Source organism: Thioalkalivibrio sp. ALE22, assembly GCF_000381445.1.
Classification (GTDB): domain Bacteria; phylum Pseudomonadota; class Gammaproteobacteria; order Ectothiorhodospirales; family Ectothiorhodospiraceae; genus Thioalkalivibrio.
In genome coordinates, this window is the sequence record NZ_KB906507.1 from 32,008 (window position 1) to 47,762 (window position 15,755).

Annotated in this window: 14 protein-coding genes and 1 riboswitch; of the genes, 8 read left to right on the forward strand and 6 right to left on the reverse strand. The window is 65.6% G+C overall.

The window, feature by feature from the left end; translation table 11 throughout:
• Positions 1 to 355: 355 nt before the first annotated feature.
• The 3 genes from F793_RS0109565 to metG form a co-directional block, all read right to left on the reverse strand.
• The gene (locus F793_RS0109565; RefSeq protein WP_018878386.1) at positions 356 to 1,063 is read right to left on the reverse strand and encodes a hypothetical protein; all 708 of its coding nucleotides are present in this window, start codon (positions 1,061 to 1,063) and stop codon (positions 356 to 358) included.
• Positions 1,060 to 1,680, reverse strand: coding sequence for a methylthioribulose 1-phosphate dehydratase (gene mtnB, locus F793_RS0109570; protein ID WP_018866877.1), 621 nt, complete (start codon positions 1,678 to 1,680; stop codon positions 1,060 to 1,062). The genes F793_RS0109565 and mtnB overlap by 4 nt, the downstream gene beginning before the upstream one ends.
• Before the next feature lie 101 nt (positions 1,681 to 1,781).
• Positions 1,782 to 3,830, reverse strand: a complete 2,049-nt coding sequence (gene metG, locus F793_RS0109575; protein WP_018882505.1) for a methionine--tRNA ligase — start codon at positions 3,828 to 3,830, stop codon at positions 1,782 to 1,784.
• Positions 3,831 to 4,289: 459 nt separating this feature from the next.
• Between metG and apbC the strand changes: the two genes are divergently transcribed.
• The 4 genes from apbC (at position 4,290) to F793_RS0109595 (ending at position 7,262) form a co-directional block, all read left to right on the forward strand.
• Positions 4,290 to 5,381, forward strand: a complete 1,092-nt coding sequence (gene apbC, locus F793_RS0109580) for an iron-sulfur cluster carrier protein ApbC (RefSeq protein ID WP_018866875.1) — start codon at positions 4,290 to 4,292, stop codon at positions 5,379 to 5,381.
• A 31-nt stretch (positions 5,382 to 5,412) separates the two neighbouring features.
• Positions 5,413 to 5,979 carry a dCTP deaminase gene (gene dcd / locus F793_RS0109585; protein WP_018866874.1) on the forward strand — a complete coding sequence of 189 codons (567 nt, stop codon included), beginning with the start codon at positions 5,413 to 5,415 and terminating at the stop codon, positions 5,977 to 5,979.
• Positions 5,980 to 6,007: 28 nt separating this feature from the next.
• Positions 6,008 to 6,913 (forward strand): carbamate kinase, encoded by a 906-nt coding sequence (locus F793_RS0109590; protein ID WP_018882506.1) that lies wholly within the window; start codon positions 6,008 to 6,010, stop codon positions 6,911 to 6,913.
• A 124-nt stretch (positions 6,914 to 7,037) separates the two neighbouring features.
• Positions 7,038 to 7,262 (forward strand): hypothetical protein, encoded by a 225-nt coding sequence (locus F793_RS0109595; protein ID WP_018882507.1) that lies wholly within the window; start codon positions 7,038 to 7,040, stop codon positions 7,260 to 7,262.
• Positions 7,263 to 7,302: 40 nt separating this feature from the next.
• Here the strand turns inward: F793_RS0109595 and F793_RS0109600 are convergent, their stop codons facing one another.
• The 3 genes from F793_RS0109600 to fnr form a co-directional block, all read right to left on the reverse strand.
• Complete coding sequence (locus F793_RS0109600) at positions 7,303 to 7,872, reverse strand: DUF2058 domain-containing protein (RefSeq protein WP_018882508.1); 570 nt, start codon at positions 7,870 to 7,872, stop codon at positions 7,303 to 7,305.
• A 97-nt stretch (positions 7,873 to 7,969) separates the two neighbouring features.
• Positions 7,970 to 8,461 (reverse strand): DUF2390 domain-containing protein, encoded by a 492-nt coding sequence (locus F793_RS0109605; protein ID WP_018882509.1) that lies wholly within the window; start codon positions 8,459 to 8,461, stop codon positions 7,970 to 7,972.
• Complete coding sequence (gene fnr / locus F793_RS0109610; protein WP_018866869.1) at positions 8,454 to 9,188, reverse strand: fumarate/nitrate reduction transcriptional regulator Fnr; 735 nt, start codon at positions 9,186 to 9,188, stop codon at positions 8,454 to 8,456. Before fnr ends, F793_RS0109605 begins: the two co-directional genes overlap by 8 nt.
• 279 nt (positions 9,189 to 9,467) lie before the next feature.
• On the opposite strand from fnr, the gene F793_RS0109615 reads away from it, so the two are divergent.
• From F793_RS0109615 to F793_RS0109630, 4 genes are all read left to right on the forward strand, one after another.
• Positions 9,468 to 10,706: a cyclopropane-fatty-acyl-phospholipid synthase family protein gene (locus F793_RS0109615; RefSeq protein WP_018882510.1), complete on the forward strand. Its 1,239-nt coding sequence runs from the start codon at positions 9,468 to 9,470 to the stop codon at positions 10,704 to 10,706.
• A 131-nt stretch (positions 10,707 to 10,837) separates the two neighbouring features.
• Positions 10,838 to 12,736, forward strand: coding sequence for a hypothetical protein (locus F793_RS0109620; protein WP_018882511.1), 1,899 nt, complete (start codon positions 10,838 to 10,840; stop codon positions 12,734 to 12,736).
• Between the two features lie 87 nt (positions 12,737 to 12,823).
• Positions 12,824 to 13,071: riboswitch (cobalamin riboswitch) on the forward strand.
• A gap of 141 nt (positions 13,072 to 13,212) precedes the next feature.
• Positions 13,213 to 15,093, forward strand: coding sequence for a TonB-dependent receptor domain-containing protein (locus tag F793_RS0109625; RefSeq protein WP_018882512.1), 1,881 nt, complete (start codon positions 13,213 to 13,215; stop codon positions 15,091 to 15,093).
• Positions 15,094 to 15,097: 4 nt separating this feature from the next.
• Positions 15,098 to 15,652, forward strand: a complete 555-nt coding sequence (locus F793_RS0109630) for a cob(I)yrinic acid a,c-diamide adenosyltransferase (RefSeq protein ID WP_018878892.1) — start codon at positions 15,098 to 15,100, stop codon at positions 15,650 to 15,652.
• The last annotated feature ends 103 nt before the right edge of the window (positions 15,653 to 15,755 follow it).

Below are 15,755 nucleotides of genomic sequence, written 5' to 3' on the forward strand. Positions count from 1 at the left end.
CCGGCGCGAAACCTAGGGAGACGCTGATTGAATCGCACGTCCGCGCTCGAGTCGCTTTTGCGTGCGAACAAGGCGCGGTGACTGCCGTGCAGTCATTCTGCACAAAGGAGCCGCAACGCCGTTCCCGCGCCCGTTGTTGATCATAAAAACGGGCGGCCGGGCCCCTGCTTTCAATAGCTTGTGGGGTTGGTGCACCCTGTTCCCCGATCCTGCGTTGCGCCTCTTGCGGGTAGAACCACTACCCGCTACACGACGCGCCTTGTCTCGGAAAACAGGGGGCACCAACGCGGACGTGCGATTCAATCAGCGTCTCCCTAGTCCGGCGCGTGGCAGAGGCCGGGAATGTCGAGTCAGATTAGCGCCCGTCGGCGGTGTCGGAGATGAGCGAGGTCAAGGGCCGCACCGGATGGTCGTCCTCGGCCTGGGGGTCCGCGGCCGGGCGAGCGGTCAGCAGCCAGGCCTGGTGGGCGGCGTCCAGCTCGTCACGGCGGGTGGACAGCACCAGCACGGTCTCCGGCGTCAGGCCGATCTCCTCCGCGAGACGACGGTAGCTGCCGGCATCGCGGCGGCCACCGATGCGGGTGTCGAACAGTCCGGTGAGGTGTTGTTCGACCTCCGGGTGCGGGCCGTGGCGCAGCCAGTCGCGCTGCACCGGTGCCGGGGTCGCGCCGAAGCTGTACAGGGCCACTCCGCTGCGGTGCAGCCGGTCCAGCGTCGCGGCGGTTTCCCGGGAGAGTTGTGGCTGCAGGGCCCCGGCCTCCAGCGCATCGGCCCAGACCATCCCCTGGAGCTGACGCACCGGCGTGATGTCCTGTCCGCCCCGGATCCACGCGCGGATCTGGGACAGCAGCCCGTCCACGTCCAGCTCGCGCCCGGAGTAGGCGAGGATGTCCGTCAGCGTCCGCTGGACCGCGGTGGACTCGGCGTGACGCTCGAGGAAGTCCGGCAGCGCCTCGAGGGCGTGCGGTTCCAGCGTATCGCGCAGCACGCCGGACGGGGCGAGGACCCCCTCGAAGGCCAGGATGACGGCCTGGGGGGCGGGGTGAGCGGAGGTCGGGGTCATAGGGGTAGCTGGCGGGCCAGCGTTTCGCATTCGAACATGAACTCGAAGGCCTCGGTGCGCTGCATGGCCCGTTCCACCGTCTCGCCCCAGGTGTAGAGCCCGTGACCGCCGATCAGGTAACCGGCGAGTGCCGGGTCGCGGTCCATGGCGGCGTCGACCCGGGCGGCCAGCTGCTGCATGTCCGGCTCGTTGGCGAACACCGGGATGCGGATGCCGCGCGCGGGGTGTTCGCAGCCGGGGAGTTCGCGCAGGGCCTCGTAGTCGCGCAGCAGCAGTGAGCCCGTGACCTGCCGCGACAGCACGGTACCCTGCACGCTGTGCGTATGCAGGACGGCGCCGAGCTGCGCGTCGCGGCGGTACATGATGATGTGCAGGAAGGTCTCGGGGCCGGGTTCGCCGCTGCCGGTGACCCGATGCCCTTCGAGATCCACCACCATGAAGTCGTGGGCGTCCAGCAGGTCCTTGCTGCGCCCCGGGGCGGTGATCACGATATGCCGGTCGTCCAGACGCGCGGAGAAGTGCCCGGTGCGCGCGGGGAGCCAGCCGCGGTCCGCGAGTTCGCGTCCGGCTTCGGCCAGCAGGCGAACCTGCGCTTTGAATTCGGGGCTTTGTTCCATGCGTCCGGGTGTCGACAAAAGAGCGGCAGCTTACGCGAGGCTCGGGTGCAAATCCATGGGCCGCGCGCGTTCCGTTGCGTTCTCGCCGGTCGGAACGGGCATCACTTGACGCGCATGCCGGGGCGGGCCCCGTCATCCGGGTTCAGGATGTAGAGCTCCGACCCACCCGGGCCGGCGGCCAGCACCATGCCCTCGGAGACGCCGAAACGCATCTTGCGCGGGGCCAGGTTGGCGACCATCACGGTATGCCGGCCGATCAGGTCCTCCGGGGCGTAGGCGGACTTGATGCCGGCGAATACCTGGCGCGTCTCGGAACCGATATCCAGGGTGAGTTTCAGGAGCTTGTCGGCGCCGTCCACGTGCTCGGCATTGGCGATGCGGGCGATTCGCAGGTCGACCCGGGCAAAGGTATCGAAGTCGATGGTCTCGGCAATCGGGTCCACGTTCGTCTCCGTGGCCTGTTCAGGGGCTGCGTTGTCAGGGCTGCTGGTCTCGGTGGCGGCCAGGGTGGCCTTCGAGGCCTCGAGCAGCTTGTCTATGGTCTCCGGCTCGATGCGCGTCATCAGCGGCTTGAACTTCTGGATGGAACGTCCGATCAGGGGTTCGCGGTTCGCCCAGCGGGTGTCGTCCAGGTTCAGGAACGCGGCGGCGTCGGCCGCCAGTTTCGGCAGCACCGGGGCGAGATAGACAATCAGGATGCGGAACAGGTCCAGCCCCTGGGTGTTGATGGCCTGCACCTCGGCCTCGCGACCTTCCTGCTTGGCCAGCACCCAGGGCTGGGCCTCGTCGATGTACTGGTTGGCCTGATCCGCCAGCGCCATGATGCGGCGCATCGCCTGGGCGAACTCGCGCCGCTCGAATGCCGCCGCGATCGCCTCGCCCTCGGCGACGAAGGCGTCGTGCAGGTCCGGGCGCGGGAGTTCCGCGGCCAGCTGGCCGTCGAAGCGCTTGTGGATGAAGCCGGCGCAGCGGCTGGCGATGTTGACCACCTTGCCGACCAGGTCCGAGTTCACGCGCTGCACGAAGTCGTCCAGGTTCAGGTCCAGGTCGTCGACCCCGTCGCCCAGTTTGGCGGCCAGGTAGTAGCGCAGCGATTCGGGGTTCAGGTGGTCCAGGTAGTCGCGGGCGCGGATGAAGGTCCCGCGCGACTTGGACATCTTCTGGCCGTTGACCGTCAGGAAGCCGTGGCAGAAGACCGCCGACGGGGTGCGAAAGCCCGCGCCATGCAGCATGGCCGGCCAGAACAGGGTGTGGAAGTAGGCGATGTCCTTGCCGATGAAGTGGTACAGCTCGGCGTCGGAGTCCGCGCCCCACCAGGCGTTGAAGTCCAGGCCCTGCTGCTCGGCGAAGGCGCGAAAGCTCGCCATGTAGCCAATCGGGGCGTCCAGCCACACGTAGAAGTACTTGCCCGGGGCGTCCGGGATCTCGAAACCGAAGTAGGGCTTGTCACGGGAGATGTCCCAGTCGCTCAGGCCGGTCTCGAACCATTCGTCCAGTTTGTTGCGGATCGCGTCCTGCAGACGGCCGGAGCGGGTCCAGTCGCGCAGGAAGGCCTCGAAGTCGCCCAGCTTGAAGAAGTAGTGCTCCGAGGCGCGTGACTCCGGGCGCGCGCCGCTGATGGCCGATACCGCGTCTTTCAGGTCCATCGGGCTGTAGGTCGCGCCGCAGGCCTCGCAGGAGTCGCCGTACTGCTCCTGCGCGCCGCATTTGGGGCAGGTGCCCTTGATGAAGCGATCCGGCAGGAACATCCCGGCCTCGGGGTCATAGGCCTGGTCGATGGTGCGGGTCTCGATGTGCCCGGCGTCGCGCAGGGCCTTGTAGATCTGGCCGGCCAGCTCGCGGTTCTCGTCGGAATGCGTCGAGTGGTAATGATCAAAGCCGATCAGGAATTCGCTGAAGTCGGCCTCGTGTTCCTGGCGCACCCGCGCGATCAGTTCCTCGGGTTCGATGCCCTCGGCACGGGCCTTGAGCATGATCGGCGTGCCGTGGGCGTCGTCCGCGCAGACATAGATCACCTCGTGGCCCCGCGCACGCTGGAACCGCACCCAGATGTCGGTCTGGATGTATTCCACCAGGTGTCCGAGATGGATCGGGCCGTTGGCGTAGGGCAGGGCGCTGGTGACGAGGATCTTGCGCGGGGTTTCGGTCATTGCTTGGCTCGTGATGGGCGGCGCCGGGCCGCGGGTGCAGGGGCGCTATTGTCGGGTGTGTCCGGCGGCTTGTCGAGGCGCAGCGCGGGCTGGGCCCGCTTGTCCACAGAAGCTGTGGATAAGTCTGTGGGAAACCCGGTGGAATCGGTCGCTACCCCTTGCCACACAAGGGCGCATGACAAATTGGTTAAAAATCGACCAACCCAGAAGAAAAGTGATAAAACAGAAAGTTACATAACTATTGTGCAGCGATTTGGATGTTTGTTCGGCTATCTTGGCCTGTCTTCCCGGTATGCTCCATGTTTGTGCATAAAGCCGTTGCGAAAGGCTTGACACCCGGCCGGATGAGCATGTTTGGGCCCCGGGAAAGGACTGGCACTGCGTGTTGCCATTGGCGTGCCGTACCGGTGCCAGTAGAATCGCGCGGTCACCCTTCAATTGCTGGATGGAACGAACACCATGGCCGAACTCTCGCGCGAGCAGATCGAAAACGCCCTGAAGACTGTTCAGGACAAGTACCTGGAGCAGGATTTGGTGGCCGCCGGCGCGGTCAAGGACATTCAGGTGGAGGGCGCGCGCGCCTCCATTGCCATCGAGATGGGCTACTCCTCGAACGGCTATCACGACGAGCTCCGCGCAGCCATCCAGGGGGCGCTGGCCGGTGTCGCCGGGCTGGAATCCTCGGAAGTGACCATCAACACCAAGGTCACGACGCACGCGGTGCAAAAGAGCCTCAAGCCGATGGCGGGGATCAAGAACATCATCGCCGTGGCCTCCGGCAAGGGCGGGGTGGGCAAGTCCACTACCGCGGTGAATCTGGCGCTGGGCCTGGCGGCCGAGGGCGCGCAGGTCGGCATCCTGGATGCGGACATCTACGGCCCCAGCCAGCCGCGCATGCTGGGCATCAAGGGCAACCCGGAGTCCAAGGATGGCAAGAGCATGGAGCCGCTGGAGCGCCACGGCGTACAGGCGATGTCCATCGGCTTCCTGATCGAGGAGGACACGCCGATGATCTGGCGTGGCCCGATGGTGACCCAGGCGCTGGAGCAGCTCCTGAACGAGACTAACTGGAAGGATCTGGACTACCTGATCATCGACCTGCCGCCGGGCACCGGCGACATCCAGCTGACGCTGTCGCAGAAGATTCCGGTGTCCGGCGCGGTGATCGTGACCACGCCGCAGGACATCGCGCTGCTGGACGCCCGCAAGGGCCTGCGCATGTTCGAGAAGGTCGAGGTGCCAGTGCTGGGCATCATCGAGAATATGAGCATCCACATCTGCTCGAAGTGCGGCAACGAAGAGTACATCTTCGGCCAGGGCGGGGCGGAGAACATGGCCGAGGAGTACGGGGTGGATATGCTGGGCGCCCTGCCGCTGGACATCCGCATCCGCGAACAGGCCGATGGCGGCGAGCCCACCGTGATCGCCGACCCGGATGGCCGCATTACCGAGATCTATCGCGAAATCGCGCGGCGCACCGGCGCCAAGCTGGCGGAGCAGTCCAAGGACTACAGCAGCAAGTTCCCCAATATCGTGATTCAGAACAACTGATCCGGCGAACCGCCGACCAGGGACAGGGCCAATGAGTATCAAGTCGGACCGCTGGATCCGGGAGATGGCCGAGACGCAGGGCATGATCGAGCCCTTCGAGCCCGGCCAGATCCGCTACCGCGACGAGGAGCGGATCGTGTCCTACGGCACCTCCAGCTACGGCTACGACGTGCGCTGTTCGGATCATTTCAAGATCTTCACCAACATCAATTCCAGCATCGTCGATCCCAAGGGCTTCGACGAGGGCAGCTTCGTGGATGTGCAGTCGGATGTCTGCATCATCCCGCCCAACTCCTTTGCCCTGGCGCACACGGTGGAGTACTTCCGTATCCCGCGCGACGTGCTGACCATCTGCCTGGGCAAGTCCACCTATGCCCGCTGCGGCATCATCGTGAACGTGACCCCGCTGGAGCCCGAGTGGGAGGGCCACGTGACGCTGGAGTTCTCCAACACCACGCCGTTGCCGGCCAAGATCTACGCCAACGAGGGTGTGGCGCAGATGCTGTTCCTGCAGTCCGACGAGGTCTGCGAGACGTCCTACAAGGATCGCGGCGGCAAGTACCAGGGGCAGCGCGGCGTCACCCTGCCGCGGACCTGACACCCACCAAATACCCCGGAGGACCGCCATGCGCATCGTGATCGCGCTGGGCGGCAACGCCCTGTTGCAACGCGGCGAGACCCCCTCGGCCGAGGCCCAGCAGCGCAACGCGCAACAGGCCGCCGAGGCGATCGCCGCCGTGGCGCGCGAGCACGAGGTGGTCGTCACCCACGGGAACGGGCCGCAGGTTGGCCTGCTGGCCAATCAGGCGGAGTGCGATCGCATCGCCTGGCCGCTGGACGTTGTCGGCGCCGAGAGTCACGGTATGATCGGCTACATCCTGGCGCGCGAGCTGCACAACGCACTGGGGCATGACCGGGTGGCGAGCCTGCTGACGCAGACCGAGGTCGACCCCAACGATCCGGCCTTTGGCCATCCGGAGAAATTCATCGGTCCCACCTGGGATGAGGCCCGTGCTCGTGCGCTGGCCGACGAGCGCGGTTGGGATATCGCGCCCGACGGCGAGGGTTGGCGGCGCGTGGTAGCCTCGCCCGAGCCGCAGCGGCTGCTGGGCATGGAGGCGGTACGCTCCCTGGTGGATAGTGGCGCTGTCGCGATCTGCGCCGGGGGTGGGGGTGTGCCAGTCGCGCGCGACGTTTCCGGCCGCCTGCAGGGCATCGAGGCTGTGGTCGACAAGGACCTGGCGGCCGCCCGTCTGGCCGCGCATGTCGAGGCCGACTGGCTGCTGATGCTGACCGATGTCGACGGCGTCTATATGGACTGGGGCACGCCGGATGCTCGGCGCTTGAAGGCCCTGCTGGTCACGGCCGTGGAGCCGGCGGCCTACCCCGCGGGTTCCATGGGCCCGAAGATGGAGGCGGCGCGTCGTTCGGCCCTGGGCGGCATCCGGGTCGGGATCGGTGCGCTGGGGCATGCCGCCGAGATTCTAGACGGGCAGGCCGGGACCCGCATCCTGCCGGTCGGGGCCGTCTGACAGCGAATCCGCAGCCAGGCGGGTCTCAAGGGCGTGTGCCAAGCCCGTGATCTTCACGCCGGCGCTTGCGCGCCGGGCCGCGGGCTTGCACGCTTTGATCTGAAAACACCCGAGAGTGATAGCGATGCGAGAGATTCAGCGAGCGACCCCCCTGGTGATCGGACTGACCGCCGTGGGCCTGCTGGCCCTGGGCTGTGGCAACGGCGCGCCGGAGGAGGAGGAGTCGGCGGGTGCACCCCAGAGTCTGGGGGAGGGGGGACTAACCCCTCAGGATATGTCCAGTGACGAGGCCCGGCGTCCGCAGCAGTCCGGCATGCCGGCCGCGGACGTGAAGCGCACCACGGACTGACGGACCCGCGGGGCCGCCTGCCCATGCGCGCCCCGTGCCCTCACCACATCAGGTCATCGGGAACGACGTAATCCTTGTAGGGGTCGTCCGGGTCGGGCTTGGACGACGCATCGTCCTCGGCCGGAATCACCAGCGGCCATTCCGGATCGCGCTCGCGGATGCGGTCCGCTGTCTCCCGCGGGATGACCCGGAAACCCTTTTCCGGCCGGATATCCAGCCCCGCAATCGCGGCGCGCCCGTCGGCCAGGCGCTTTTGCAGATCCGCTGTCACCGGTAGGTGGCGGATCTGCCCCCCCTGCTGAAAATGATAGTCCAGCGCGGCATCGCCCGTGGGGATCGGCGCCAGATGGGTACTGACCAGCTCGCGGATCTGTGCGTGGCGGGCGCGGCGTTCGGCACGCTCCTGCTGTTCGCGGTTCTTCTGCCGCGAGCGTTCGGCCTGCTCGGCCTTGCGCGCCTCGGCCACGCCGGGCTCGGGGCCGGTCTTGCGGTCCTTCTTCTTTTTCGCGTTGCCCTTTTGCGCCTGATGCTTTTGCGCCTTGGCCTTGCGAACCTGTTTTTCGTCCACCAGCCCCGTCTTCAGGAGCTGGCTGCGCAGATCGTCGGACATGAATCCTGCCGTGTAGGGTCTGTATGCCGGGGAGGATAGCCGGAACAGCCAGCGCATGCAGCCGGTATGCCGCTACGTACGTCCCTGCGTGGACACGCTATTGAGAGCACCGATCCGGAGTGTGTGGCGCGTCGCGGATCTCGGCCTCCGGCAATGCGGGGAACAGCGTGTGCAGTCGGCGCCGGTGGTTCACGGCGTGGGACCGGCTATCCGGCGTCGAGAGCTGGCGGGCCTGCGCGAGCAGTTGCAGGCCCGCCAGGCGCTCGCTCTGGAGTTCGAGCGCGAGTACCGCGCGGTAGAGCGTGTCGCGCTCGGGGGTGCGCAACTGGCGGCGCAGGGCGCGGATGCGTCCGGTGGCAGAGGTCTGCCAGCGGCGGGCGGTTTGCGCGAGCCGTTGCCACTGAGAGGTCGTCAGCGGTCGGGGGTACCACAGGGCAAACAGCGCCAGCATCACATCCACCCCGAAGTCCTCCTGCCAGCGCATCAGACGCGCGCGTGCATCGGGGTCGGCCCAGAGGGTTCCGGCGAAGCGCCAGAAGGCCTCGAAGTCCGTCGACGGCTCCTCCGGGGTGCCTCCGGATTCAGGCACTGCTCGCGGCGGAGGAGGTGAACGTAACCCCGGCGGTGTTCCGCAGACTCTCGGGCTCAAGGATCTCGAGGTCGCGGGTGTGCAGGCTGATGACGCCCTGGTTGCGCAGCTGGGTGAACAGTCGGCTGATGGTCTCCTGGGTCAGGCCCAGGTGGTTGGCGATATCGGCGCGCGACATCGGCAGGTAGAACCGCTCGGGAGACAGGCCGCGGGTGCGCTGGCGTTCCGACAGCCCCACGAGGAATGTCGCCAGGCGCTGCTCGGCCGTACGCTGGGCAAGCAGGGCATGCAGACTTTCGTCCTGCGCGAGCTCCTGGCTCATCACGCTCATCATGTGCTGGCGGAACGTGGGCAGGCGCCCGGCGAGGTCGTCGACATGCCCGTAGGGCACGGCACAGACGCTGGTGGATTCCAGGGCCACGGCACTCACCGGGTGCTTGCCCGAATGGATCGCGTCCAGTCCCAGGAGGTCGCCGGCCAGAGCAAAGCCCGTGATCTGTTCAGTGCCGTCATCGGAGATCAGCACCGTCTTCAGTGCCCCCGTGCGGACCGCATACAGCGCGTCGAACTTGGCCCCCATGGTGAACAGGGCCGCGCCCTTGGCGATCGGCCGGCGCTGCTGGACGATCTCGTCGAGCTGCCAGAGCTCGTCCTGCGGCAGGCCGACCGGCAGGCAGAGCTGGCGCAGGGTGCAGTGCTGACAGGCTTGGGTGGGTCGTAGCGTCATGAGTGCAGGGTAGCCGTTTTTTCGGAATTGGGGAAAGGGATTTTCGGGGTCTGCCATCACGCCCGGGAATGCGCTACTGTCCCTGTGGAATGCAGGTGATTCGGGTCGGGGTTATTACGGGTCTCGAAGCGGCGCCGGCCGCCCATTTCACCGCGCGCGGCATCAGGCATGGACAACGCGAGATAACAATATTTAGACTCAGTTTACATTGGGTGGCGCGGCAACGGCCTGGAACCCACGCGTTGCGCACGGGCCGCCGAGACAAGGACAGGGGTCGAGATGATCGAGCGGTTACTCGAGCAATACATGCGCTACGGGACCTTTGTGCTGCGGCACCCGGATGGCCGCGAGCAGCGTTTCGGTAGCGGTACGCCGGAGATCACGATGCAGCTGCATGACCGGGCGGTGCTGCGCAAGATCGGTCGCGATCCGGGGTTCCAGCTGGGCGAGACCTACATGAACGGCATGTGGTCGCCTGGCCCCGAGGGCCTGCAGGTGTTCCTGGATGTGGCTATGCGCAACTTCGCGCCGATGTTCCAGCAGCGTGTCAATCCGGCGGTGCGTATGCTCCGGGCGCTGATCGAGCAGGGCAACAAGGTGGCGCGCTGCTATCAGAACATCGCCCATCATTATGATGTCGACGAGTGGCTTTATCGCCAGTTCCTGGACGAGGGCATGTTCTACAGTTGTGCCTACTTCGAGCGGCCCGATATGACGCTGGAGGAAGCGCAGCAGGCCAAGTGCGCGATGCTGCGCAGGAAGCTGCGCCTGGAACCCGGCATGCGGGTCCTTGATATCGGTTGCGGCTGGGGCGGCCTGGCCTTCCATCTGGCCGAGCACGCGGACGTGCAGGTCGACGGCGTGACACTGTCCCGGGAGCAGCTGCGGGTGGCCCGGGAGGAGGCCGGGCGACGCGGGCTGGAGGACCGGGTGCGGTTTCTCTACCAGGACTACCGCGAGCACGAGGACCAGTACGACCGGATTGTCAGCGTCGGCATGTTCGAGCATGTCGGCACACCCAACTACGGTACGTTCTTCCAGCGGGTACACGACCTCCTGACGCCCGACGGCATCGCCGTGCTGCATACCATCGGGCGGCAGGAGCCGCCGGGCACCTCCAACCCGTGGCTCAGCAAATACATCTTTCCGGGCGGGTACACCCCGGCGCTGTCCGAGGTGATGAGTGCGCTGGAACCCACCCCGCTGTACACCACGGACATCGAGTTCTGGCGGCTGCACTATGCCGAGACACTGGCTGAGTGGTACCGCCGCTTCCAGAAGGTCCGAGCCGAGGCCGTGACGCGCTTTGACGAGCGCTTCTGCCGCATGTGGGAGTTCTATCTGGCCAGTTGCGAGGGGACCTTCCGCTGGTGGGGACAGGTGGTCTTCCACGTGCAGATGGCCAAGCAGCAGGACGCGGTGCCGTTGACGCGCGACTACCTCTATCGCGACGATGCCTCCGAGGTGGTCTCGATCCCGCCCGGCGAGGCCCAGGCACGGCGCAGCAACGCGGCCTGAGGGGTGGCCGAATGCGCCGGGAACGGCGCGAAAACGGGGCCCGGAGCGCGCGAACCGAACGTACTTTCCCTACACTAATGGGGACGTTGCGGCCATGCCGGCGGTGACCATCCATTCCGGAGCAGGGGCGCGTGTTCGGTCGCTTTCGTAAACGCAGGGAGGCACCGGGTCAGGAAGACCCGCAGGCCGTCGGGCCGTCGCAGGAGAACGTCCTGATCGAGGCGGCCGGCCGCAGCCGCATCACCGAGGTGGCGGCCACCGCGCGGCGCGTCCCCTGGTCGCTCAATTTCCTCCAGCTGCTGTGGGCGGCGGGACCGGTCACGTTCCTGGCCATGCAGGGCGGGTACTTTCTCGGTTTCGGGCATGCCGCCCCGGCACAGAACTTCATCTTCTTTGCCGTCTACACCCTGCTGTTCGGGGTGATCGGCCTGGTGGCGCGCTTTGTTGCCGATGCCACCCGCGGAAAACGCCAGGAACAGTCGCGCGAGCAGCTGCGCAACACGATCGACCTGCTGCCGGACCTGCTGTTCGTGACCCGTGATCTGGCCATGAGCGAGCTCGCACCGGATATGCGCCGGCGCAAGGCGGCCGAGGTGCTGCTTCACGAGGTGGATATCTCGCCCGAGGGGGTGGCCGTCGCGGTACGCGAGATGACCGGCGATACCAGCCTGGCGGCTGCCGCGGAGCAGATTGAGGTCTATCGCCGCCTGGGCCTGCGCTCGCGCGTGGGCGATCTGGTGGGCGCGACCGAGGATTCGCGGCTCGCGGCCCTGGAGAAGCTGCACCACGAGGCCCCGGAGGTCGCCGACCTGCTGCGCGATCGGCTGCGCGGCGTGGCGCCGACCCAGGAGGATGGCGTGCGCCGGGTGGACCAGTTCCTGGACCGCCTGTTTTCCGCCGCCGATGCCGACGACCTGGCCCGGTGCACCCTCGACGATGTGCAGGCGATCTTCGTGCTCGCGTTCGAGCTCGTGAACGGGCGCCAGATCAAGCGCCTGAGCTTCGAATGGTCCGGTGGCTGGCAGCTCGGGGCCGCCCTGGATCGACTGGAGTCCCAGGGCAACCGCTTTCGCGTGGCGCAGGCCGGGGTGGTCAGCCGCCTGCGCTCGCTCGGTATTCTGCTGTCCCAGAGCGATGCCTCGGGGCTGGACCCGCAGGTCCTGCGCGAGCCCGTAACCGACCTGGGGCGTCAGGTCCTGGAGGCACTGCGTACCCTGGAGGATCGGGAACCCGACGAGCATTCGCCGGAAGGCCAGCTCCTGGGGCTGGCACTGCGTCGGGTCGAGGACCTGCGCGAGGCGCGCGACCAGCTGATGCAGGCGCAGAGCCGTTACGCCAATGCGGTGGAGCGCTGGGAGGCCCTGCGCCGCGCCCAGGTGGAGAAGCGGGGCGAGAAGCGCTGGTTCAAGCGCAGTGTGCGCGGTATCCGGGTCAGCGAGGAGCTGATCGAGCTGACCGATGACCAGAAGCTGAAGCTGGCCAACGACTTCTGCAACTTCCTTAAGGAGTTGAAGATCCAGCGCGAAGGCGACCTGTTCTACTTCGGGGGGGCGGCGCTGGACGCCGAGACGGCCAAGCGCATCGGCATCCAACTGGCCCTGATCCTGGAGCCGCTGGTGGACCTCACCAACCCGAGCATCCAGCGCGCCATCTACGCCAACCCGGCCGCGTATCTTGGGGGGCTGTATGTGGGCATGAGCGCGGATGCCAAGGCGGGTCTGGGCTCGGCCATGGTGCGCAAGGTCCGCCAGGATCTCGGGCGCATGGCCGAATGGCTGGCGATGCGCCTCACGCGTATCTATCACCTGCCTTTGAGCGATTCGATGCGCGATTTCCTGGTCGAGCAGTACGGCGCCAACCGCGAGCGCCTGGACATGCTGGCAACGCATGCCGGCGACGAGTCGCATCCCGTGGCACTGCGCGCCGAGCGGTCGCCCGAGTTTGACGCCATGCTGCAGGACAAGACCTGGGGCCTGCTGCTGAAGCGCGGGACCCGCTATCTCCACGCCGAGGAGCGGCGCCGCCGCTGATGATCCGTCGCGACGGGCCTGGTTCGACGGTTCCGGTTGTGCGAGATCGAGTCTCCCCCGGCTGGTAATTTTGCGCCCAATTGTGTAGTGTTCGCCGCGTTCCCCGGTGCCCGGCCAGGCTCGACCTGGCGGGTTAAACGGGAAGTTCGGTGAGTCCGGGCAGGTCTCCGAGGCCTGCGGACGAAACCGACGCTGCCCCCGCAACGGTGATCGAGCGAGGGACCGCCCGACGGTCCCTGATGGTCGCGGCCAGTGCCACTGAACATGATGTTCGGGAAGGCGCCGCACCGGAACGCTCGTCAGCCCGGAGACCGGCCAGGGAATGATCGCGCGGCATGCGGCGGGCATGCGAGGCGGATGATCGGGCCTGGCCGCTAGCCGGTTGTGGCCGATCCCCCTCGTGTCTGTCTCCTTCCTGTTCGCGCGATCCCGACGAATCAACGGCGTGCGGGCGGCTCGCCGGGAGACTCCAAAAAATGAAACGCACAGCACTTTCCGCGGCCATCCTGTTGGCCATGACCCCCGCCCTGGCACACGCCCAGGACGCACCCGAAACCGAAGCCCAGACCCTCGACACCGTCCAGGTGACGGCGACGCGCATCGCCCAGACCGTCGACGAGACGCTCGCATCGGTCACCATAATCGACCGTGAAGAGATCGAGCGGCTGCAGCCCAAGCAGTTCACCGATCTACTCGAAGGCCGCGCGGGGATGGAAACCTCCCAAAACAGCGCTTTTGGCAAGACAACGTCCGTCTATACCCGCGGGACGAATTCCGATCACACCTTGTTGCTGGTCGATGGAGTCCGTATGGGTTCCGCCACCACAGGTGGCGCGAGCTGGCAGTTCCTACCGTTGGAGGAGATCGAGCGGGTCGAGATCGTGCGCGGGCCGCGAACCAGTATCTACGGTTCCGACGCCATCGGCGGGGTGGTGCAGGTGTTTACTCGTGAAGGCCGCAAGGGACCGCCGAAGGTCAACGCGTTTGTCGGCGGGGGTAGCTTCAACACCTGGGAAGCAGGTGTCGGCGTGGCCGGAGGCACTGATAGCACTAGCTACAGTTTCTCGATCAGCCACTTTGATACTGACGGCATCAATGTCCAGGACGACTTTGGGGATGATGACCCTAATGGATATGACAATACCTCGCTTTCGACTAAGGTCTCGCACCGGCTGGAAAATGGGATCGAGGTCTTCGGCAGTATTCTTTACTCCGAAGGTGAGTCGGAATTTGATAGTACAGAGGGGCGCGATTACACCGATTATGTCCATGCTGCGGTCCGTGGCGGTGTTCGTTTGGCCATCACGGATCGTTGGGAAACGGAGGTCAGTTTAACGCACAGCAGGGATGAGAACGATCGTTATAATGATGGAAGCTTCGCGTCGCGTTATAACACCACTCGGGATTCCATAGACTGGCTGAACGAGATCGCGTTGACGGATCGTCTGTTCTTGACGGCTGGCCTGGATGCGCGGGAAGACCGTATTGAAGTCGACGATCCTGGCTTTTTCGGAACGGAAAAGTACGAGGAAAACAGCCGTTACAACGTGGGCAGTTACGCCTTGCTCCAAGCGGAACTAGGGGATCATCTCCTAGAGGGTTCGCTGCGTCACGACGACGACGAGCTTTTTGGTGACAAGACTACCGGACAGATTGCCTGGGGGTTGCAGGCCACTGACGCGCTGCGCCTGCGAGCCTCCTACGGTACTGCTTTCAAGGCCCCCACCTTCAACGAGCTTTACCATCCGGATATCGGATGGTACCGGGGTAATCCGGATCTTGTTCCAGAGGAATCTGAGACTTTCGAGATTGGAGCCAGGTACTCGGCTGGAGGAGCTTACATCGATGTGTCCGTGTTCGAAACTCGTGTTGATGACTTGATCCAAAATCAATGTGTCGCAAATTGTGACGCTGAACAGTTTTTTATGAGGGTCAATGAACCGGCCAACATTAATGAGGCACGTATTCGTGGCCTAGAGATCGAAGGTGGCCACGATTTTGGACTGTGGACTTCCCGAGCTTCGCTGACTCTGGTTGATGCGAAGGATCGTGAGACTGGCAACGAGCTGCAGCGTCGGGCACCTGTAACCGCCCGTTTTGACTTGGATCGGCAATTCCAGGACTTCTCGCTCGGAGGGTCCGTGATTGGGAAGAGTCGTTCGTATAATGATGCGGGCAATGAACATCGGCTCTCTGGGTATGGTCTGATGAACCTTCGTGCGGGTTACCAGATCGATCCGGAGTGGCGAATCGAGGCCTCGGTCGACAACGTGTTCGACAAGGATTACGAGACCGTGGGCGGGTACAACCAGCCTGGGCGGGCCGCCTTCGTGAAGCTCCGCTACCAACAGAGGTAAGACCATGGGAAATCGACTGTCGAAGATCGCAACGCGTACCGGCGACGAAGGCCGGACGGGCCTGGGTGATGGCTCGCGCGTGGACAAGGACAGCCATCGGGTCGAGGCCTTTGGCGACGTGGACGAGCTGAACAGTGTCGTGGGCCGGGTCCTGGTCCACGACCTGCCCGAAGAGGTCCGTCGCTCGCTGGCTCTGGTGCAGCACGAGTTGTTTGATCTGGGAGCGGAACTGGCAGTGCCAGGGCACCAGGCCCTCCCGGAGGCTTCCGTGGAGCGGCTGGACGTGGAGCTTGAGTCCTTCAACGCCGATCTGCCCGCCCTGAAGGAGTTCATCCTTCCGGGCGGGGGTCCCGCTACGGCCGACTGTCACATTGCGCGTACCGTCTGCCGGCGCGCGGAACGGCGTCTGGTGGCGCTCAATCACCACGAGGCATTGCGTCCGGCGTCGCTGGCCTATGTCAACCGGTTGTCGGATCTCCTGTTCGTGCTCTGCCGTGTGCTGGCTCGTCACGAAAACGGTGCGGAGGTCCTCTGGCAGCCGGCCAACCAGCGCGGCTGACGGGTCTTCGTGGGGGCGCCGCGGTGGCGGCGTCCCATTCCCATTGCAACGGTCGAGGCGTGTCGAGTACACGCCTCGCGCCCTATTGCACCTGTTTATCGGG

Excerpts from the sequence above, each read along its gene's own strand:
- F793_RS0109565 (WP_018878386.1), bottom strand. The coding sequence starts at position 1,063 with ATGACCCCGACCTCCGCTCACCCCGCCCCCCAGGCCGTCATCCTGGCC.
- mtnB (WP_018866877.1), bottom strand. The coding sequence starts at position 1,680 with ATGGAACAAAGCCCCGAATTCAAAGCGCAGGTTCGCCTGCTGGCCGAA.
- metG (WP_018882505.1), bottom strand. The coding sequence starts at position 3,830 with ATGACCGAAACCCCGCGCAAGATCCTCGTCACCAGCGCCCTGCCCTAC.
- apbC (WP_018866875.1), top strand. The coding sequence starts at position 4,290 with ATGGCCGAACTCTCGCGCGAGCAGATCGAAAACGCCCTGAAGACTGTT.
- dcd (WP_018866874.1), top strand. The coding sequence starts at position 5,413 with ATGAGTATCAAGTCGGACCGCTGGATCCGGGAGATGGCCGAGACGCAG.
- F793_RS0109590 (WP_018882506.1), top strand. The coding sequence starts at position 6,008 with ATGCGCATCGTGATCGCGCTGGGCGGCAACGCCCTGTTGCAACGCGGC.
- F793_RS0109595 (WP_018882507.1), top strand. The coding sequence starts at position 7,038 with ATGCGAGAGATTCAGCGAGCGACCCCCCTGGTGATCGGACTGACCGCC.
- F793_RS0109600 (WP_018882508.1), bottom strand. The coding sequence starts at position 7,872 with ATGTCCGACGATCTGCGCAGCCAGCTCCTGAAGACGGGGCTGGTGGAC.
- fnr (WP_018866869.1), bottom strand. The coding sequence starts at position 9,188 with ATGACGCTACGACCCACCCAAGCCTGTCAGCACTGCACCCTGCGCCAG.
- F793_RS0109615 (WP_018882510.1), top strand. The coding sequence starts at position 9,468 with ATGATCGAGCGGTTACTCGAGCAATACATGCGCTACGGGACCTTTGTG.
- F793_RS0109625 (WP_018882512.1), top strand. The coding sequence starts at position 13,213 with ATGAAACGCACAGCACTTTCCGCGGCCATCCTGTTGGCCATGACCCCC.
- F793_RS0109630 (WP_018878892.1), top strand. The coding sequence starts at position 15,098 with ATGGGAAATCGACTGTCGAAGATCGCAACGCGTACCGGCGACGAAGGC.